16 protein-coding genes and 1 pseudogene are annotated in these 18,823 nt (G+C 70.2%); 5 read left to right on the forward strand and 12 right to left on the reverse strand.

All coding sequences use genetic code 11. The features are described 5' to 3' along the window. The first annotated feature begins 115 nt into the window (after positions 1-115). The 4 genes from ispH to ABZ370_RS38015 all read left to right on the forward strand — a co-directional run bounded on the left by ispH (position 116) and on the right by ABZ370_RS38015 (position 5,071). Positions 116-1,117, forward strand: coding sequence for a 4-hydroxy-3-methylbut-2-enyl diphosphate reductase (gene ispH / locus ABZ370_RS38000; RefSeq protein WP_358631042.1), 1,002 nt, complete (start codon positions 116-118; stop codon positions 1,115-1,117). A gap of 11 nt (positions 1,118-1,128) precedes the next feature. Beyond that, positions 1,129-2,964, forward strand: coding sequence for a 1-deoxy-D-xylulose-5-phosphate synthase (locus ABZ370_RS38005; protein ID WP_358631045.1), 1,836 nt, complete (start codon positions 1,129-1,131; stop codon positions 2,962-2,964). Beyond that, positions 2,961-4,136, forward strand: coding sequence for a flavodoxin-dependent (E)-4-hydroxy-3-methylbut-2-enyl-diphosphate synthase (gene ispG, locus ABZ370_RS38010; protein ID WP_358631048.1), 1,176 nt, complete (start codon positions 2,961-2,963; stop codon positions 4,134-4,136). Before ABZ370_RS38005 ends, ispG begins: the two co-directional genes overlap by 4 nt. A gap of 365 nt (positions 4,137-4,501) precedes the next feature. After that, a complete protein-coding gene (locus ABZ370_RS38015; protein WP_358631051.1) occupies positions 4,502-5,071 on the forward strand; it encodes a LuxR C-terminal-related transcriptional regulator in 570 nt (189 codons plus the stop codon). Here ABZ370_RS38015 and ABZ370_RS38020 read toward each other — a convergent pair. From ABZ370_RS38020 to ABZ370_RS38070, 11 genes and pseudogenes are all read right to left on the reverse strand, one after another. After that, positions 5,051-5,857 (reverse strand): hypothetical protein, encoded by an 807-nt coding sequence (locus tag ABZ370_RS38020; protein WP_358631054.1) that lies wholly within the window; start codon positions 5,855-5,857, stop codon positions 5,051-5,053. The two genes, ABZ370_RS38015 and ABZ370_RS38020, sit on opposite strands and share 21 nt — an antisense overlap. 48 nt (positions 5,858-5,905) lie before the next feature. Then, positions 5,906-7,099, reverse strand: coding sequence for a hypothetical protein (locus ABZ370_RS38025; protein WP_358631057.1), 1,194 nt, complete (start codon positions 7,097-7,099; stop codon positions 5,906-5,908). 2 nt (positions 7,100-7,101) lie between these two features. Continuing rightward, complete coding sequence (locus tag ABZ370_RS38030; RefSeq protein WP_358631060.1) at positions 7,102-7,491, reverse strand: limonene-1,2-epoxide hydrolase family protein; 390 nt, start codon at positions 7,489-7,491, stop codon at positions 7,102-7,104. A 4-nt stretch (positions 7,492-7,495) separates the two neighbouring features. Beyond that, on the reverse strand, positions 7,496-9,286 hold the full coding sequence (locus ABZ370_RS38035) for an FAD-dependent monooxygenase (protein ID WP_358631063.1): 1,791 nt from the start codon (positions 9,284-9,286) through the stop codon (positions 7,496-7,498). A 43-nt stretch (positions 9,287-9,329) separates the two neighbouring features. Continuing rightward, on the reverse strand, positions 9,330-9,545 hold the full coding sequence (locus ABZ370_RS38040; RefSeq protein WP_358631066.1) for a ferredoxin: 216 nt from the start codon (positions 9,543-9,545) through the stop codon (positions 9,330-9,332). A 25-nt stretch (positions 9,546-9,570) separates the two neighbouring features. Continuing rightward, positions 9,571-10,746: a cytochrome P450 gene (locus ABZ370_RS38045; RefSeq protein ID WP_358631069.1), complete on the reverse strand. Its 1,176-nt coding sequence runs from the start codon at positions 10,744-10,746 to the stop codon at positions 9,571-9,573. Between the two features lie 17 nt (positions 10,747-10,763). After that, complete coding sequence (locus tag ABZ370_RS38050; protein WP_358631071.1) at positions 10,764-12,182, reverse strand: MFS transporter; 1,419 nt, start codon at positions 12,180-12,182, stop codon at positions 10,764-10,766. Between the two features lie 56 nt (positions 12,183-12,238). Then, positions 12,239-13,264, reverse strand: a complete 1,026-nt coding sequence (locus tag ABZ370_RS38055; protein ID WP_358631074.1) for a polyprenyl synthetase family protein — start codon at positions 13,262-13,264, stop codon at positions 12,239-12,241. 127 nt (positions 13,265-13,391) lie between these two features. Beyond that, positions 13,392-14,783 (reverse strand): FAD-dependent monooxygenase, encoded by a 1,392-nt coding sequence (locus ABZ370_RS38060; RefSeq protein WP_358631077.1) that lies wholly within the window; start codon positions 14,781-14,783, stop codon positions 13,392-13,394. A gap of 17 nt (positions 14,784-14,800) precedes the next feature. Continuing rightward, positions 14,801-15,433, reverse strand: a pseudogene (locus tag ABZ370_RS38065) (tryptophan 2,3-dioxygenase family protein); the annotation flags it as partial. 10 nt (positions 15,434-15,443) lie between these two features. Then, the gene (locus tag ABZ370_RS38070; protein WP_358631080.1) at positions 15,444-16,454 is read right to left on the reverse strand and encodes a polyprenyl synthetase family protein; all 1,011 of its coding nucleotides are present in this window, start codon (positions 16,452-16,454) and stop codon (positions 15,444-15,446) included. Between the two features lie 169 nt (positions 16,455-16,623). On the opposite strand from ABZ370_RS38070, the gene ABZ370_RS38075 reads away from it, so the two are divergent. Continuing rightward, positions 16,624-17,784, forward strand: coding sequence for a cytochrome P450 (locus ABZ370_RS38075; protein ID WP_358631082.1), 1,161 nt, complete (start codon positions 16,624-16,626; stop codon positions 17,782-17,784). 61 nt (positions 17,785-17,845) lie between these two features. Here the strand turns inward: ABZ370_RS38075 and ABZ370_RS38080 are convergent, their stop codons facing one another. After that, a complete protein-coding gene (locus ABZ370_RS38080; RefSeq protein WP_358631085.1) occupies positions 17,846-18,808 on the reverse strand; it encodes an NADP-dependent oxidoreductase in 963 nt (320 codons plus the stop codon). Positions 18,809-18,823: the final 15 nt, after the last annotated feature.

The raw sequence follows: 18,823 nt of genomic DNA on the forward strand, positions 1-18,823 counted from the left end.
CGTCGAGGGCTGTTGTCCCGTGGGAACACGCGATCGGGCCCTTTGTGGCAGCGACCGTTCTGGAAAGTGGAAACGCTCGTTGATCGGAGGACATCGCCTTCCTAGTCTCCGGAGCATGGCTTACGTGAGCTCGGACGAGCATGAGGAGAACGGCGTCGCACGTCGCGTACTGCTGGCCGGCCCCCGGTCATTCTGCGCCGGTGTCGAGCGGGCCATCGAGATCGTCGAGGGAGCACTGGAATCACGCGAAACCCCGGTCTACGTCCGCAAGGAGATCGTCCACAACGCCTCCGTCGTCGGCGACCTCGCTCAGCGGGGCGCCATCTTCGTCGACGAACTGGACCAGGTGCCCAACGGCTCGACGGTGGTGTTCTCCGCGCACGGGGTCTCCCCCGCCGTGCGTGAGGAGGCGGACCGTCGCGACCTCGAGGTCATCGACGGAACCTGCCCGCTGGTCGCCAAGGTCCATGCCAAGGCCCGCCGCTTCGCGGGCCGTGGCGACACGGTCGTGCTCGTCGGTCACGAGGGGCACGAGGAGGTCGAGGGAACCCTCGGTGAGGCGCCGGATTCCACGGTGCTGGTCGAGACCGTCGAAGACGTGGAGAAGCTGTCACCGGCCGATGCCGGGCGGATCTCCTACCTCACCCAGACCACCCTCGCGGTCGATGAGACCGCCGAGGTCGTCGGCGCCCTGCGGAAGCGGTTCCCGCTGCTGCACGAGCCGTCGTCCGAAGACATCTGCTACGCCACCACGAACCGGCAGAAGGCCCTCAACGCCATCGTCGCGGAGTCCGACCTCTGCCTGGTCGTCGGCTCGACGAACTCCTCCAACTCGGTCCGCCTGGTGGAACTCTCACGCCGCCAGGGCACCCCGGCCCAACTGATCGACCGGGCCGCCGACATCCGGCCCGAATGGCTTGAAGGAGTACGCACGATCGCCCTCACGGCCGGCGCTTCGGCCCCGCACCACCTGGTCACGGAGGTCGTGACCGCGCTGGGCGAGTACGGTCCTGTCTCCGTCGAGGAACGTGAGATCACTCGCGAGACCGTACGCTTCGAACTTCCCTCGGGGCTGCGCGGCGATACAGAGCAGCCGACAGACAGCCGCACGAGTTGAACGGGGGAACCATGTCATCCACTTCGCCCACTTCGCCCGCTTCACCCACTGTGCTCAGCAGTGTTCTCGGCCCCCAGCAGCTCAAGGAGTTGCCCCCGGATCAGCTCCCCGCGCTGGCGAGCGAGATCAGGGACTTCCTCATCGAGCATGTCTGCGCCACCGGCGGCCACCTCGGCCCGAACCTCGGCGTGGTCGAACTGACCATCGCGCTGCACCGCGTGTTCGACTCACCGACCGACCGCATTGTCTTCGACACCGGTCACCAGTCCTACGTCCACAAGATCCTCACCGGCAGGCAGGCCGCCTTCAGCACCCTCCGCGCGGCGGGCGGGCTGTCCGGCTATCCGATGCGCGAGGAATCGCCGCACGATCACGTGGAGAACTCGCACGCCGCCACGGCGCTGTCCTACGCCGATGGCATGGCCAGGGCCCAGCGGCTGGCCGGTGAGGACCACCGCCATGTGGTCCCGGTGATCGGCGACGGCGCGCTGACCGGTGGCCTGGCCTGGGAGTCCATGAACAACCTCGCCCGGAGCGAGGGCCGGGTGGTGGCGATCCTCAACGACAACGGCCGCTCATACGACCCCACGGTCGGCGGTCTGGCCGACCACCTGACCGCGCTGCGCAACGGCCGCCACCGGGGCCCGAACCTGTTCGAGAACCTCGGATTCGCCTACCTCGGTCCGGTGGACGGGCACGACATCGCCGCCGTCGAGGAGGCATGCCGCCTCGCGGCGGGGCTGGACCGCCCGGTCGTGGTCCACTGCGTCACCCAGAAGGGGCTCGGCTACGCCCCGGCCGAGCAGGACGAGGCAGACCGCATGCACGGCATCGGTGTCATCGACCCGGCGACGGGGCGTCCGCGCTCCGGTGGCTCACCCAGCTGGACCGGTACGTTCGGCGAGGAACTGGTGAACATCGCCGCCGAACGGCCCGAGGTCGTCGCGCTGACCGCCGCGATGCTGCGCCCGGTCGGCCTCCACCGGTTCTCCCAGCGGTTCCCCGACCGCGTCTTCGACGTCGGAATCGCCGAGCAGCACGCGGTCACCAGCGCCGCGGGGCTGGCCATGGGGGGTCTGCACCCGGTGGTCTGCCTGTACGCCACGTTCCTGGGCCGCGCCGCCGACCAGGTCATGATGGACGTGGCCCTGCACGGCCTGCCGGTGACCTTCGTCCTGGACCGTGCGGGTGTCACCGGCCCCGACGGCGCCAGCCACCACGGCATGTGGGATCTCTCCCTGCTGGGCGGGGTGCCGGGCATGCGGGTCGCGTCACCGCGCGACACCGTCCAGCTCGCCGAACTGCTGCGCGAGGCGGTGGACACCCACGACGGTCCCACGGCGCTGCGGTTCCCCAAGGGGAGCGCGGGTCCCGAGGTCCCCGCCCTCACCCGCATGGACGGCCTGGACGTCCTGCACCGCAGCCGGTCCCAGCCGCTCGATGTCCTCCTCGTCTCCTCCGGCGTTCTCGCCTCCCCCGCCCTCCAGGCGGCGGAGCTGCTGGCCGACCACGGCATCGGGGTGACCGTGGTGGACCCGCGCTGGCTGCTGCCGGTCAACCCGACCCTGGTGCACCTGGCGTCCCGGCACCGGCTGGTGATCTCTCTCGAGGACGGTACGCGAGCCGGGGGTGTGGGGTCGGCGCTGGCACAGGCGTGCACCGACGCCCGGGTGTGGACACCGGTGCACACCATGGGGCTGCCCCATGAGTTCCTGAGCCACGGGGAGCGGCCGGCCATCCTCGCCGAGCACGGCCTCACCGGGGAATCCATCGCCGAAACCGCGCTCTCGCTGCACGGTGCCCTGGCGACACCACACGCCAACCACGTGGAAAGGACACCGCGGTGACCCAGGTCGCGCTCGGTATACCCGCACTGCCGCCTCCGGTGCTCGGAGAGCGCCGCAAGACCCGTCAGCTCCAGGTCGGTCCGGTCGGGGTCGGCAGTGACCACCCGGTCTCGGTGCAGTCGATGACCACGACCCTCACGTCCGACGTCAACGCCACTCTGCAGCAGATCGCCGAACTCACCGCGGCCGGCTGTGACATCGTCCGCGTCGCCTGCCCGAGCGCCGACGACGCCGAGGCGCTGCCCGCGATCGCCAGGAAGTCCCAGATCCCGGTCATCGCCGACATCCACTTCCAGCCCAAGTACGTGTTCGCCGCCATCGAGGCCGGATGCGCCGCGGTCCGCGTGAACCCCGGCAACATCAAGAAGTTCGACGACCGGGTCGCCGACATCGCCCGTGCGGCCAAGGACCACGGCACCCCGATCCGCATCGGGGTCAACGCGGGTTCGCTGGACAAGCGCCTGATGGAGAAGTACGGCAAGGCCACGCCCGAGGCGCTCGCCGAGTCGGCGCTGTGGGAGGCCTCGCTCTTCGCCGAGCATGACTTCCACGACCTCAAGATCTCGGTCAAGCACAACGACCCCGTGGTCATGGTGCGCGCCTACGAGATCCTCGCCGAGAGCTGCGACTACCCGCTGCACCTGGGCGTCACCGAGGCGGGGCCGGCGTTCCAGGGCACCGTCAAGTCGGCCGTCGCGTTCGGCGCGCTGCTGCGCCAGGGCATCGGCGACACGATCCGGGTGTCCCTCTCGGCTCCGCCGGTGGAGGAGATCAAGGTCGGCGTGCAGATCCTGCAGTCGCTGAACCTGCGGCCGCGCAAGCTGGAGATCGTGTCCTGCCCGTCGTGCGGGCGCGCCCAGGTGGACGTCTACAAGCTCGCCGAGGAGGTCACCGCGGGGCTGGACGGCATGGAGGTGCCGCTGCGGGTCGCCGTGATGGGGTGCGTGGTGAACGGCCCCGGCGAGGCGCGCGAGGCCGACCTCGGCGTGGCCTCCGGCAACGGCAAGGGACAGATCTTCGTCAAGGGCGAGGTCGTCAAGACCGTCCCCGAGTCGAAGATCGTCGAGACCCTCATCGAGGAGGCCCTGCGCATCGCCGAGGACATGGAGCCCGTCGACGACGCCTCGCCGACGGTTCAGATCCTTAACGGAGCCTCAGCGTCCGGAAATTGATTCCTGAACAATCTCAACCCCCGCACGACGACGAGGACGGCCGCATCACATGGGATGCGGCCGTCCTTCGTCATGCAGGCGAGGGGTTTCCCCTGTTTAAAACCGGAAAAAGCCGCAACTCGTCGACCCGGCCAACAGGGCCACTGTATGGTCCTTGCAGTCGTTCCGGCTCGGGAAAACCTTCTCAGCCCACTCGGGAAGTCAGAGGGTATTGCCGAGGCGCAACGAGTCCCCTGCATAGAGCAGCTAAAACACTCTTGGCGAGCATACGGTGAATTCCTTGGGAGCGTGTCGTGGGTAATAGGACTACGGCAAACCTGGTACGAGCGCTGGTGCGGGCACCCGATCCTTTAACGCATAGGGCGGTGAGCAGTCACCTCGATTCCACCCCGTATATCGAGGTTGTTTCCGCCGAGCACCGCGCTTCGGTAGATGTCGCCGTGATCGTCGCGGAGAAGATAACCGTCGAGATGGCATCGTCATTGCGCAGGATGAAGGAAACCCTGGGCGTGCCGGTCGTCCTGATCGCTTGTGAGGTCGACCGGGCCGATCTGCTCACCGTGGTGGAGTGCAACGTCGTCGCGGTACTGCTGCGCACGGCGGCCACCAGCGAGCGCATCGAGGAGGCGGTGCGGACCGCCGCGTCCGGCGGAGGTGTGCTCCCCTCGAAGATGCTCGGCGAACTGCTCAGACAGGTGGAGCGGGTCCAGCGCGAGGTCCTCTCGCCGCGCGGCCTGCACCTCTCCGGACTGACCCCGCGCGAGATCGATGTCCTGCGGCTGATGTCGGAAGGCCTGAACACCGCCGAGATCGCCGAGAAACTGAGTTTCTCGGAGCGGGCCGTGAAACGCGTCGTCTTCGAGGTCACCCGGCGTCTCAACCTCAAAAACCGGCCTCACGCCGTCGCGTACGCGCTACGCAGTGGCGTCATCTGACCGTGACCGGACACCCCCGCCCGGCGAGAGCACCGGCTCGGGGCCGTATTCCGCCCGCGGCGCGGCGGGCGCCGCCGACGGGCGCCACGCCCACAGCGGTCGTCCCTCCGCCCGCATCGTCCGGCGCAGCATCACCAGGTAGGCGATGTCCAGGCCGACATAGGTCGGAACCAGCATCAGGAACAGCAGATGGGACGGGTAGACGATAAAGGCGGTCAACCCGGCGAATACCGATCCGACGAACTTCGCGACGGCGATGTACATGGACTGACCCACGCTGGACCCGCGCCGTTTGAGCATCAGGAGGAACGAGGCGCTCAGCGGAACCTGGATGATCATTCCGGTGTACATTCCGTCGCGGTCGTGGAACTCGTTGGCGCCCGCCATCACCATCAGCGCCGCCCATATGAACACTCCGACGAGCGACCAGGTGAAGGCCCGCGGCGACAGCGCGGAATGGTCGCGCCGCCCGTACCGGAACGCCTGGTACAGCAGGACGACGTTGAAAACCACCCAGAAGAGGTTGATCTGCCGCTGTGTCGGCGTCTGTTCCAGCAGGAACCCGAGGCTGAACTCCCAGGCGAAGTTCACCGCCACCAGGTAGGCGGGAATGCCCACCCGGCCGTCCCGGACGGCCTGCCGGATGGCCAGTATGTAGGTCAGCGTCCAGCCCACCGCGGTCGGCCCGGCGACCGACCAGAAGAGCCAGGCCGGGACGTCGGCCTGCCCCACCGTCACCGGCGCGACCTCTGACATCTGTAGGAGATAGGGGGGAAGCCAGCTCATGGGATTCCTTGCGGGCGAGGGACGTACGAGGGAGTGGGCCGGGCGGGGTCAGAGGCTGGGGACGATGTGGTCCAGGCCGAAGAACGACCCGCCGTAGAGCTCATGGCCGACGTGCACGTTGAGCATCGCGTGCCGGGCCGCGGTGTTGGCGTCCCGCCAGTACTGCTGCATCGGATTCGACTCGGCGAAGGCGGCCGCCCCATGGGCCCACATCAGCTCGTCGAGCGCGACGGTCACCAGGTTCACCGCCTGCCCGACGTCACCGCGGATGCGCAGGAGTTCGCTGTCCGGCAGGGCGGTGGCCGCGGCGGCGGCCGCGTCGAGCACGTCGGCGGCCCGGTCCACGTGCAGCTCGGCCGCGTCGATCTGCAGCGCCGTCTTACCGAGTGCGGAGACGAAGGTCGGTGAGGCCGTCTGGTTCGCGAAGCCGGTGGGCGCGATGCCGCGGCCCGGCGCCCGCTCGATGACGAAGGCGCGCGCGGCCTGGCCGACGCCGACCACCACGGAGGCGCAGATGGTGGCCAGGGCCGCGATCGCCGCCGTCCGGAACAGCGGTGGCAGCGTGGTGTCGGTGGCGTTCTCCCGCCCCCGCTGCAGCGCGGCCGGAATCACCCGGTGCTCGGGGACGAACACCTCCCGGGCCACTGCGGTGTGGCTGCCGGTGCCCCGCATGCCGACGGTGTGCCAGGTGTCCTCGATGGTCAGGTCCGAGGTGGGCACCAGCACGGAGAGCCCGCCGAGGGCCTCCCCGTCCGCGTCGAGCTCCTTCGCGATCAGGATCGCGAAGTCGGCGTGCACGATGCCGGTGCCGTACGGCCAGGAACCGTTGAGCAGATAGCCGCCCGCGGTCCGGACCGCGGTGCCCTGGGCCGCGAAGATCGAGGCCATCTTGGCGCCCGGATTGTCCCCGAACACCTCGTCCCGCGCCTCCCGTGGGAATTTCGCGGAGAACAGGTTCGACCCGTTGATGTTGTTGACCACCCACGAGGTGGACGGGCAGTAGTGGGAGAGGGCCTTGGTGACCTCGCTCAGGGTCCGGACGTCGGCCTCGAGTCCGCCGTAGGCGCTCGCCGTCCAGACCCTGCTCACCTGCGAATCGTCGATGGCGCGCACACTGTTGTCGGACAGCCTCCGCTCGCGCTCCCCCTCGGCGACACCGTCCGCGAGGATCGGCCCGAACTTATGGACCCTGTCGACAAGTTCGGCTCGAAGTTCCATCGAATCCGTTCGGATGTTCGTCATGGCTACCATTCCGGGTGCTCGGAAATGAGGTTGGTGCTGTCGTAGTAGTCCCGCCAGGCGCTGATCCGTCCGGCCCGCAGCTCGAACGCCGCCATCACCTTCAGGTTCAGCGCGATGGGGGTGCCGTCGACGCGGAACATGTTCTCGACCCGCTCGGCCAGGACCGTGTCGGCGGCCGTGGCCAGGTGCCGGAACCTGACCTCCAGCCGCGCGAAGTCGGCCGGCATGAGTGCGAGGATCTCCCCCTTGCCCCGGCACACCGGGGCTCCGGGGTTCTCCCACACGCAGTCGTCGGTCAGATAGCGGTCCACCGCGGCGCGGACGTCTTCGGGGGTCGGCCCCATCGCGGTGAGGAACTCCCGGACGATCAGCTCGTGCTTGTCGGCGGTCATCGGCTCAGCTCCCGTCCGTCGTCGGCGCGGGCCGCACGAGCAGCCGGCGGAACACCGCGTCGAGGTCCTCGTCGGGGTGTTCGCTCGCGGTGGCGCAGCGCCAGGCCACATGGTTGTCGGGGCGTACGAGAACGGCGCCACCGTCGTCGATCTGGCGCACCGCGGCCCAGGTGCCGTCGGCGTCCCAGTAGCCCGCCGCGTCGGGGCTGCTCCCGATGGGCACCACGGTGAGTGCCACCCGGTGGGTGTCCGCGGCCTTCTTGGCGGCGACCGCCCAGCCCTCCCCCAGTACCCCGGTGATCAGCACGAAGCCGCCGCGGCTGCCGACCAGGTCGTGTGTCGAGACCCGGGTGTCGCCGTGCCGCAGCCAGGCGTGCGGCAGCCGGTGCCCCGGCCGGGTGACCGGATGGTAGGTCGCGCCCATCGGGTCCCGGGGCGGCGGCGGGGTGCCGTCCGGGAGCACCGCTCCGGCCGTGTAGTAGTGGCCGAGTTCGATGTCGTGCGCCTGGTACTCCATCCGCTGGGTGGCGAACACCTCGTTCACCACGGCCCGCCGGGTCTCCCCCATCGGCGTGTCGGAGAGGAGTTCGCGGAAGTTGGCCCGGGTGACCTCGGGCTTGCCGGGCTGTATGCCGAGGCTGGTGAACAGGACTCCGTAGTTGACCAGGCTGGTCATCGCCCACTTCACGTTCCGTGTGGCGACGGGCAGCCGTTCGGCCTCGTAGGAGTCGAGCAGCGTGCCGTCGGCCGGGCCGCCGAGCACGGCCGCGAGCTTCCACGCGATGTTGTGCGCGTCCTGGATCGCCGTGTTCAGGCCGCCTCCGAAGGCGGGCGGCTGCCGGTGTGCCGCGTCCCCGGCGAGGAAGACCCGGCCGACCTGGAAGGCCCGGGCAACGACGGCCTCCGGCCGGTACTCGCTCACGTGGTGAACGCGCAGGCTCAGGTCCTCCGGCAGCTTCAGCAGCTCCCGCGTCTTCGCGGCGATCGCCTCGGTGCCGAGGTCCGCCGAGCCGCCCGGTGGCAGCCGGAAGTGCAGCGCCCATTCCTCGGACGACAGGCCCCAGCTGGGCCCGGAGGTGACGACGACGGACACCTCGCCGTCGGGGCTGATGATGTGGTTCATGAGCAGCGAATCACCGCCCCACCAGCGTGAGAGGTCCGCGCTGAAGTGGACGGAGATGATGGTGAACCCGCCACCGGCACCGTCCATCGGCACGTCGAGCGCGGCGCCGACGGTCCTGCCGCCGTCGGCGCCCAGCAGGTAGCGGGCGCGGACGGTGCGGGTCTCGCCGGTCGAGCGGTCGGTGATCCGCGCGGTCACGCCGTCCTCGTCCTGGGTGAACTCCTCCAGCACATGGTGGAAGAGCAGGCTGGACGGCGCCCGGCGCTCCGCATGGCGGCGCAGCAGCGGCTCCAGCCGGTGCTGCGGAAGGTTCGTCGAGGGGCCGGGGCTGTCGGCCGCGTACGGCCCGGCGGTGCTGCCGCCGCCGAAGGCGTCCATCCGGTGCAGCTCCCGGGCGTCCTCGGGGCCGTCACCGGCCAGCGAGGTGCGCCAGGAGACCTGGCTCATGTTGGCCAGCGGGGTACTGATCCGGTAGACGTCGTCGGCGATCCCGTGCTGCCGGAACATCTCCATGGTGCGCTGGTTCAGGTAGTGCGCCCTGGGGAGAACCGAGGTCGACTCGCGACGCTCCACCAGCAGATGGCGCACGCCCATGTCGGACAGGAAGATCGACGCGGTGAGTCCGCAGCCGCCACCGCCGACGATGAGAACGGGCACCTCTATGTCATACATCGCTTTTCTTCCCCTGGGGTCTGGCGAACTCGTGGCCGTGCGGTCATGCACCGCGGACCGGCGGGTTCTCGTGAAGGACGATGGCCGCGGCCGGGCACCGCGGGTGCGCCTCCCGGACCCGCTCGTACTCGCTCTCCGGCGGAGTCGCGTCGAGCAGGATCACCGTGCCGTCGTCGTCGCGCTGGTCGAACACCGCGGGCGCGAACGCGGCGCAGTTTCCGGACGCGACGCATTTGCCTTCGTCGACCTCGACGTTCATGTTCATCTCCGCTTCCGGGCGCGGGTCACCAGGTGACCGGCAGGGTGTTCACGCCGAAGACCAGTGCGTTCGTCCGGTAGTCGAGCTCGTCGTGCGGGACGGCCGACCGGAGCGTGGGGAACCTGGTGAACAGGGCGGGCAGCGCGACCCGCAGTTCCATGCGCGCCAGTTGCTGGCCGAGGCACTGGTGGGGGCCGAAGCCGAAGGTGAGGTGCCGGTGCGGCGGGCGGCGCACGTCCAGGCGGTCCAGGTCGAGATCCTGCTCGGTCGACTCGGGGTCCCGGTTGGCGGCCAGTACGGACGCCACGACCCGTTCGCCCTCCTTGATCTCCTGATCGCGCACGCACATGTTCCCGGACGCCTGGCGCGGCAGGATGGCGGCCGGCGCGATGTACCGCAGCAGTTCCTCGACGGCGCCGTCGGTCGCCGTGGGGTCGTCACGTACCACCGCGAGCTGTTCGGGGTTCTGGAGCAGCAGGGCGATGCTGGCCGAGAGAGTGCTGGCGATGGTCTCGTGCCCGGCGATGAGCAGCATGTTGCCGATGCCCGCGAGTTCGCTGTCGCTGAGCTGGTCGCCGAAGTCGTGCACCACCCGGCCGAGCACGTTGTCGCCCGGCTGCTCCCGGTGGCTCGCCACGAGTGTGGCCATGTAGGCCTCCATCTCGGCGGCCTTCTCCATCTGCACCTCGCGGCTGACGCTGAAGTCCAGCGCGACCTTGGTACGGCGCTGGAAGTCCTCGCGGTCGGTGTAGGGCACGCCCAGAAGTTCACAGATGACCAGCGTCGGGATGGGGGTGCAGAAGACCTCCACCAGGTCCGCGCCCGGACCGGCCTCCTCCAGGGCGTCCAGCGAGGAGGCGACGACGTCCTCGATCTGCGGCCTGAGCTCCCGGGCCCGCTTGGTCGTGAACGACCCGGTCAGCATGCGCCGCAGGCGGGTGTGTTCGGGGCCGTCGTAGCTCAGCAGGTTGCCCGCCTGGTACGGCATGGAGCCGCCCATCCGCAGCTGGTCGTCGGCGAGCGCGCTCTTGACGTCGTCGTACCGGGTGACGGACACCGCCTCGAACTCGCCCAGCAGCGGGTTGGGCACCGTGACCCGGTGCAGTTCGTCGTCCTTCTGCGCCTCGTACAGTTCGGGGGCGGGGGCGTACGGGCATGTGGCGGCTCGTCCGCCATTGGGGATCGTCCTGGATTCGGTCATGAGATGCGCCTCTCTGCTCAGGGGGAAGAAGGTTCGTGCGACCGGCCGGGGATCGCGGAGCCGACCGCCAGGGCGAACACCGCGCCGGCCATGCCGACCACCGCGACGAGCACGAAGGCTTCCCGCTGCGGGACGGACGTGCCGTGGAGCGACATGTTGCGCCCGGCGAAGATCGCGCCGGTCACGGCGCCGGACAGCGAGGTGCCGATGGCTCGCATGAGGGTGTTGAACCCGTTGGCGACCCCGGTCTCGCTGGGGGCGACGGCCGTCATGATCAGCGCGGGTATCGCGCCATAGGCGACGCCGACGCCGCCGTTGGTCACCACGGTGCCGATCACCAGCATCGTGATCGAGCCCATCTGGGCCAGGCAGACCGCGAAGCCCAGGCCGATCAGCGCGGTGCCCAGGAGCAGCGAGACCTTGGGGCCGCGTGCCGCGGAGACCTTGGCGCCGACCGTCGACGCGCCCATCATCGCCAGCCCGGCGGGCAGCATCAGCAGACCGGCCTGCACCGTCGACAGGCCGAAGCCGTAGCCCGTGGCCTCCGGCAGCTCCAGCAGCTGCGGCACCATCAGGATCTGCGCGTACAGGGCGAAGCCGACCACGACGGAGGTGATGTTCACCAGCAGCACCGGCCGCCGTGCCGTGGTGACCAGATCGATCAGCGGCTCGGCCACCCGGCGTTCCCAGACGCCCCACAGCACCAGCACCACCACGGACGCGGCGGCCAGGCCCAGGGTGGCGGTGCTGAGCCAGCCCCATTCGCCGCCGTAGGAGATCGCCAGGAGCAGCGCGGTCAGGCCGACGCTCAGGCCCAGTGTCCCGACGACGTCGAAGCGCCCGCCTGCCAGCGCGGGGGGCGCCGGGACCAGCCGGGCCACCAGCACGCTGATCAGCGCCGTCAGCACGGCCATCACCCAGAACATCAGGTGCCAGTCGGCGAATTGCGCGGCCGCCGCGGCCAGCGGGAGTCCGATCGCCGCGCCGACCCCGAGCACGGATGAGGTGAGCGCGATCGCCGGGCCGAGCTGACGCGCGGACAGCACGTCGCGCAGCAGACTGATGCCGAGCGGTACGAGCCCCATGCCGACGCCCTGCAGCCCGCGCCCGATGATCATGGGGGCCAGGGAGTCGGCCACCGCGCACAGCAGCGAGCCCAGTGTCACCAGCCCGAGCACGACCAGCATCAGCTGCCGTTTGCCGTAGAGATCTCCCAGCCGGCCGATGACCGGGCTCGTGACCGCGCCGCCCAGCGACGCCGCGGTGACGACCCACGAGGCGCCCGCCACCCCGGCGTGCAGCAACTTCGGCAACTCGCCCAGCAGCGGCACCACCATGGTCTGGGTCATCGCGGCCACGCCCGCGGCGAAGGCGACGACCACGACGATCCGGCGTTCGGCGGAGGGATCTTCCGGCGGACCGGCCTTTCGCCACATCACATCCTCCGGCAACGCTGTGCCCTCCGGGGTCAGAGCCCGGTCCCTGCGCCGCATCAGAACCGCCTGCCGACGATGAACCCGGCGACCTCCTGGAACTCGTGACGCACCGCGTCCGCGATCCCCGCGGCGGCGAGGCACTCCTCCGCCGCGGCGACCTGGCGGGCCGCCTCGTCCCGGGCCCAGTCACGCCCTCCCCCGCGTTCCACCAGGTCCGCGACGCGCTGCACGTCCGGCTCGCTCAGGGGCTCGGAGCTGAGGTAGAGACCGGCGAGCTCGTCCGAGTCGCTCGCGTTCAGGGCGGCCACGACGGGCAGCGACTTCTTGCGTACCCGCAGGTCGGCGCCGACCTGCTTCCCGGTCCGATCCTCTTCGCCCCAGATCCCCAGCAGGTCGTCGACGAGCTGGAAGGCGAGGCCGACATGCTCGCCGAAGGCGGCGAGCCGCTGTACCAGTGCCCGGTCCGCGCCGACGAGGTCCGCGCCGAGCGAGCACGCACACGCCAGCAGCGCTCCGGTCTTGTCCCCGGCCATCTGCAGGCACTCGGCCAGGGTGACGTCGCCGCGCTGCTCGAAGCTGACATCGGCGCCCTGGCCGCTGATCATGCGCTGGGTGGCGTTCATCAGCGACGCGGAGGCCGAGGCGGCACCCTCGGCGTCGGAGTCGAGCAGGACCTCCCCCGCCGCGGCCGCCAGCGCGTCCCCGGCGAGGATGGCGCCGGGCACGCCGAAGACCTTCCAGGCGGTCGCCCGGCCGCGACGGGAGGTGTCGCCGTCCATGATGTCGTCGTGCAGCAGCGAGAAGTTGTGCACCAGCTCGATGGCCACCGCGGCCGGAATGCCGCCCGCGGTCTCGCCGTTCGCCGCCCGCGACGACAGCAGCGCGAGGGTGGGGCGGACCAGTTTGCCGCTCCAGGTGCTGGTGGGCCGCCCGTCGGCGTCCGCCCACCCGATGTGGTACTGGGCGATCCGGGCCAGTTCCGGGCTCAGATAGGTCTGGATGGCGTCGCGCAGGGCCGGTTCGGTCGCCGTCCGTCCCGTGGCGAGGACGGAGGAGAGCACGCTGGCCGGTGTCGTGGTCATGGCCGTCACCGCACACCTCCGAGGTCCAGGGAGGCGTGGCGAGTTGTCCGGGGTCGGTCCGCCCGCGGCGGGACGGGCAGGCTGGGGTGTCGCATGGTGGGGACCTTCACTGTCGGCTCGGTCGTGGTCACGGCGTGGGCAGATCACGTGGTGTCGGCACCACGGGGCTCAGCAGGGATCGACGGAGGACCTGGGGGGAGGTGAGCAGGGTGCGGGGCGGGGCCAGCAGGAAGAGGACATCTCGGTTGGCGGCGCACATCACCGGATCGCCCGGTGCGCGGTCACGGACGCGGTCCAGGTAGCGCATGAGGAGCCGGTTGGCGGGACCGGTGCGTACCGCGTTGCCGACGGCCCCCGGCATGGTGCTGTCCACGCCGGTCGCGACGTCCCAGGCGTCACGGGACGAACGCAGGATCGCTCGCTGAAGGGCGTGCAGCGACGGCGGGCGTTCACCGGCCAGCGCCCGGGTGAGCACGATCGCGTTCAGGGCCGCGACGGACAGGCCCTGCCCGTAGACGGGGTTGAGGGCGCACAACGCGTCTCCGACGACGAGCAGTCCCGTACGGGCGCGCCCCATACGGTCGTAGCGGCGGCGCCGGTTGGCGGTGTGCCGGTAGCCCACGGGACGGCCGACGGGGTGTGCTGTGCTGATCCACTTGTGGGGGGCGGTGTGCGGGAGTCTGTCGAGGAAGTCGACGAAACCGGCCGGGTCGGTGGGCGGCGCGTCGTCCCGGGGCCCGGACAGGGTGACCATCCAGCGGTCGCCCTCGGTGGGCAGGATGATGGCCCCGAACGGCTGTCCGGCATCGGGAACGATGTAGAAACCCTTGAGGTTCTCGGGCGGGTCTTCGGCCTGGAAGACACCCGTGGCATACGCCCGCCCGGTCTCCGCCAGGTCCTCGTCGGGAGGTGAGCCGCCGAGGTCGGCGAGCCATTGGGGGGTACGGCTGGTCCGCCCGGTGGCGTCCACCACGAGGTCGGCCGCGAGCTCCTGCCGGCCGTGGTGCTCGGCCCCTCGGCCGCGGATCACGACGCCGGTGATGTGATCGGGCCGTCCGAGGAAGCCCGTCACCTCGGTCGCCGTCCGGACCTCGATGCGGGCATCGGCCAGGACGCGACGGCGGATGCGCTGTTCCAGGAAGGGGCGCGACGGGGTCATGATCGGAGCGGACGGATTGCGACGGGACAGCCACTGCCCCGCCTGCCACACGCCCAGATCCGCCGGGACGGCGGGACACGGTGCCCCGGCCTCCTTCAGCTCGGACACCAGCCCGGGCAGAAGCTCGTCCAACGCGTTCATGCCGCTGGTCAGCAGGACGTGCGTGTGACGCGACTGGGGCACACCGGAACGGGGCTCGGGGGTGTCTTCGGCGTCTCCGGCGTCTTCGTAATGGTCGCGTTCGAGTACCGTCACCCGCTCGGCGTGGCGCGAGAACACCTGGGCGGTGAGCAGACCGGCCACGCTGCCGCCCATCACCACCACATGCCCCAGCGACAGGCCCGGGGGCGGTGCGCTCATGTGTCGTCTCTGGGCGGTCACGAATGCGCCCGCTTCCCCGCGGCGACCACACAGCCACCGTGCTCGGCCTGCGACGCTCCGTTCAACCGGCTTGCCAGGTAGCGGATACCGGAGGTCTCCGCCGTGCCCGGCAGGTCGCCGATCATGTGCTCGACGAGTTCCAGGTGCGTGCGGCGCCATCGCCGCACGGCTGCGCCCAGCCCGTCACGTTGCCGGGGTTCCAGCGGGAGAAGGTGTCCGGTGCCTCCCGGCATCAGGCACTCGGTGAGTGCGAACAGCTCGTGGAACTGTTCGGACTGCAGGCCACTCGCCGTTCCGATCCGGTCCCGGAACCGCATGAAGTCCTCCGGCTTCAGCGTGTGGCGCAGTAACGTCAACTGCCCTTCCAGGGCGTCGATCAGCCGTGTCACCCGTTCCGCCCGGTGAGCGAAACACCGCTGTCCGCACTGGTCCGCCCAGATGTGGCGCAGGTCGACGAGGGCTTGGCTGAGCAGTGTCTCGGACGACTGGTGCACGACGATGAAGAGCCGCTCGTTGTCGTACTCGTCCTGCAGCTTCACCGGCGTGAGCGGATGCTGCAGCGACAGCAGTTCATCGAGGTGCAGATATGTCGCATAGGTCATGCCGGTCATGTGGGCCACCTCCTCGGGTGAGTTCGCGCTACACCAGGCGGCCGGGCACGGTGAGTTCCGCGAGCGCGTTCCGGTGTTCGGTGGGTGGGAGGCTCTCCACCGCGGCCGCGGCCGTCCTCACGTGGCGATGCGACACATCTCGTGCCGCCTGCACGCCGTCGAAGTCGTGGACGAGCTGCGACATGGCCTCGTGACGCTCTTCGCCCGACGCCGTGGTGTCGGCGAGCAGGCGCTCGATCCGCCGTTGCTGCTCGCGGGGCGCGCGCTCGTGCGCGAGCAGCACGGGCAGGGTGGGCCGGCCGTTCCGCACATCGGAGACGTTCGGCTTGCCCGCCCGGGTTCCGTCGTAGGCCATCAGGTCATCGCGAATCTGGTACGCGATGCCCAGCTGGTCGCTGTACTGGCTGAGTGCGGTGATGGCGGTGTCATCCGCCCCGCCGAGCGTGGCACCCACACCGCATGCCATCCACAGCAGGGCGCCGCTCTTGTCCCTGATCATGTCGAGGTAGGTCTCGACGGAACAGACACTGCGACTCATCCGGATTTCCTGAAGGGCCGCGCTTCCGATGCGCAGACCGGCCCGGGACAGGACTGCCAGTGCTTGTGCGACCCGTGGGGCGGGTGCTCCGGCTTCCTGGCACTCGGAGAGCGCGGCGAAGCCGTGGAAGAACAGCCCGTCCCCGCCCACGATGGCCGTTGATTCGCCGAACACCGTGTGTGCGGCCGTTTTGCTTCGCCGCTCGCCGTCCCGGTCGATGATGTCGTCATGCATCATGGCGCCGACCTGCACGCATTCCAGGGCCACCGCGGCGGGAAGTACCGCCGCCAGGTCACCCCCTACCGCGAGGCAGGACCGGATCACCAGCCAGGGGCCCATCATCTTACCGAAGGGCACCAGTCCATAACGCACCACTTCGTCGAGGCCCGAGACACCGTTCGGCCATCTGTACTCCACCTCGGCCCGCACCAAAGCGGCTACTTCGGCATCAGCGACCTGAGGTACATCGATGTCCGCTATGAAGTCGACGTTGTCCGTCATGAGATTGACGCTAGGAGCGCCGCACCCGATTGTCTTCAACGCCGGGCGACCTCGGCCCGAGAGGTCACATGGGATGGCATCTTTGGCCCTCCTGGCAGCGGCCGGTGTCCGGCCGACTCCGAACGGATTGGAGCCCGAGAGCGTGAAGGATTCCCCGCAGGATCATGAGATGCCGCAGGCCCGTGGCGGCGCCGAGCAGCCCGTATGCCCTGTCCGGCCCTTACGGAGCGGACCGTCCGGGTACCCCGGCGACCTCGCCTGTCCCGTCTACCTCGTCACCGGATACGCGGAAGCGCGGCAGGCACTCGGTGACCGGCGCCTGTCGAAGGACACCGCCGCCTACTTCGCCGACAAGGACTCCGGGCGCCGGCTGCACCCCGCCCTGACGCGGACCATGCTGTCGAGCGACCCTCCGCGCCACACCCGGCTGCGCAAGCTGGTGACCAAGGCGTTCACCACCGGGGCCGTCGCCGCGCTGCGTCCGTTCATGGAGCAGGTCACCGATGCCCTGCTGGACGAATGGCCCGCGCATGGCCGGGTCGACGTCGTCGCCGACCTGGCCATGCCTCTTCCGGTCACCGTGATCTGCGAGTTGCTCGGAGTGCCCGAAGAGGACCGGCCGGACGTCCAGCGCTGGTCCGCCGATCTGTTCGCGGCAGGGCAGTCCGGGCGGAGCGACGCCGCCTCGTACGCGATGGCCGAGTACATGACGGGCCTGATCGCCGAAAGGCGCGACCGGCCGGGCGACTCGCTACTGGACCACTTCATCCGGGTCCGTGACGGCGAGGACCGGCTCGGCGAGGAGGAGTTGGTGTCCCTCGCCGTTCTCCTCCTCGTCGCCGGGCACGAAACCACCACCCACTTCATCGGCAACGCGCTCCTGGCGCTCCTGCGACACCCCAGCGAGCTGGCACGGTTGCGCGATGCGCCGGACCTCGTACCGGGCGCGCTGGACGAGTTGCTCCGTCACGGCTCCCCCGTCAGCACGGCCACGTTCCGGTACACCACGGAGGCCATGACACTCGGCGGCACCGAGATCCCCGCCGACACTCCGGTGCAGGTGGCCATCGGGGCGGCCAACCGCGATCCGGCCCGGTTCCCCGAACCGGATCAGCTCGACCTCAGCCGGGACGCCACCGGCCACCTCGGCTTCGGCTACGGCATCCACCGGTGTGTCGGCGCCCCGCTGGCCAGGGCCGAGGCGGAGATCGCCCTGCGGAAAGTCCTGACCCGCTTCCCGGCCCTCCGCCTGGCGGTACCTCAGGAGCAGTTGGCCTGGCGTCCGACCCGCCTGGTGCACGGCCTGGCGGCGCTGCCTGTTCTCGTCTAGACGGGCCGGGCCAGGCCCTGGCCCGGGCTCGATGGCTGGAGGGGCGCCGTGGTCGTCGGCGTTACCGCGCCACCTCCAGCACGAGCTTGCCGCGGGTGCGGTTGGTCTCGCCCAGCCGGTGCGCCTCGGCGGCCTGCTCCAGGGCAAAGGTGCGTTCGACCTCGACGCGGACCGCGCCGGAGTCGACCAGACCGGCGATGGCGGTCAGCGCGGCGGCGTCCGGCTCGACCAGGAGCGGGCTGGTGCGCACCCCCGCCTGTCCGGCAGCGGCGGCCAGGGTGTCCGAGACACCGCCCGGGATGGAGATGATGAGGCCGCCTCGCCGGGTCACCGACACCGATCGCGCGTCGGTGTCGTCCGCGGTGCCGATCAGGTCGATGACGACGTCGACCTCGCCGGTGGCCTCCTCGAACCGCTGCCGGGTGTAGTCGATCGTCTCGTCCGCGCCCAGTTCCTTGAGCCAGGCGTGCCGGGGCTCGCGGGCGGTCGCGATCACCTCGGCGCCGAGGTGCTTGGCGAACTGCACCGCCAAGTGCCCCACGCCACCGGCCCCGGCGTGCACCAGCACCCGCTGCCCGCGGGTGACGCGCGCGGTGTCGACCAGGGCCTGCCAGGCGGTGAGCGCCGCGAGCGGCAGAGCCGCGGCCTCGACGTGCGAGAGGGAGGCCGGTTTGCGGGCGAACTGGCGGGACGGTGCCGTGACGAACTCGGCGTACCCGCCTGCCGGGCGCGGGAACCACGGCATGGCGTAGACCTCGTCGCCGGGTGCGAGCGTGGTGACACCGAAGCCGGCCTCCTCGACGACGCCGGAGACGTCCCAGCCGAGGATCAGCGGCAGCGTCTGCAGCCCGGCCATACCGTGGCCCGCACGGGTCTTCCAGTCCACCGGGTTGATCCCGGCCGCGTGCACGCGCACCAGCACCTCGGTCGGCAGCGGCTGCGGGCGCGCGACGCGGGCAGCGGTCAGCACCTCCGGTCCACCGAACTCCTTGACGGTGACGGCGCGCATGGTCTGGTCGCTCATACTTTCCTCGCTCAT

It is taken from the genome of Streptomyces sp. NPDC005962 (assembly GCF_040629205.1).
GTDB lineage: Bacteria > Actinomycetota > Actinomycetes > Streptomycetales > Streptomycetaceae > Streptomyces.

What these genes read in the sequence shown, in the direction of transcription:
- ABZ370_RS38075 (WP_358631082.1), top strand. Translation starts at nt 16,624, where the DNA reads ATGCCGCAGGCCCGTGGCGGCGCCGAGCAGCCCGTATGCCCTGTCCGG.
- ABZ370_RS38005 (WP_358631045.1), top strand. Translation starts at nt 1,129, where the DNA reads ATGTCATCCACTTCGCCCACTTCGCCCGCTTCACCCACTGTGCTCAGC.
- ABZ370_RS38020 (WP_358631054.1), bottom strand. Translation starts at nt 5,857, where the DNA reads ATGAGCTGGCTTCCCCCCTATCTCCTACAGATGTCAGAGGTCGCGCCG.
- ABZ370_RS38040 (WP_358631066.1), bottom strand. Translation starts at nt 9,545, where the DNA reads ATGAACGTCGAGGTCGACGAAGGCAAATGCGTCGCGTCCGGAAACTGC.
- ABZ370_RS38060 (WP_358631077.1), bottom strand. Translation starts at nt 14,783, where the DNA reads ATGAGCGCACCGCCCCCGGGCCTGTCGCTGGGGCATGTGGTGGTGATG.
- ABZ370_RS38030 (WP_358631060.1), bottom strand. Translation starts at nt 7,491, where the DNA reads ATGACCGCCGACAAGCACGAGCTGATCGTCCGGGAGTTCCTCACCGCG.
- ABZ370_RS38050 (WP_358631071.1), bottom strand. Translation starts at nt 12,182, where the DNA reads ATGTGGCGAAAGGCCGGTCCGCCGGAAGATCCCTCCGCCGAACGCCGG.
- ABZ370_RS38080 (WP_358631085.1), bottom strand. Translation starts at nt 18,808, where the DNA reads ATGAGCGACCAGACCATGCGCGCCGTCACCGTCAAGGAGTTCGGTGGA.
- ABZ370_RS38025 (WP_358631057.1), bottom strand. Translation starts at nt 7,099, where the DNA reads ATGACGAACATCCGAACGGATTCGATGGAACTTCGAGCCGAACTTGTC.
- ispH (WP_358631042.1), top strand. Translation starts at nt 116, where the DNA reads ATGGCTTACGTGAGCTCGGACGAGCATGAGGAGAACGGCGTCGCACGT.
- ABZ370_RS38055 (WP_358631074.1), bottom strand. Translation starts at nt 13,264, where the DNA reads ATGACCACGACACCGGCCAGCGTGCTCTCCTCCGTCCTCGCCACGGGA.
- ABZ370_RS38070 (WP_358631080.1), bottom strand. Translation starts at nt 16,454, where the DNA reads ATGACGGACAACGTCGACTTCATAGCGGACATCGATGTACCTCAGGTC.
- ABZ370_RS38045 (WP_358631069.1), bottom strand. Translation starts at nt 10,746, where the DNA reads ATGACCGAATCCAGGACGATCCCCAATGGCGGACGAGCCGCCACATGC.
- ABZ370_RS38035 (WP_358631063.1), bottom strand. Translation starts at nt 9,286, where the DNA reads ATGTATGACATAGAGGTGCCCGTTCTCATCGTCGGCGGTGGCGGCTGC.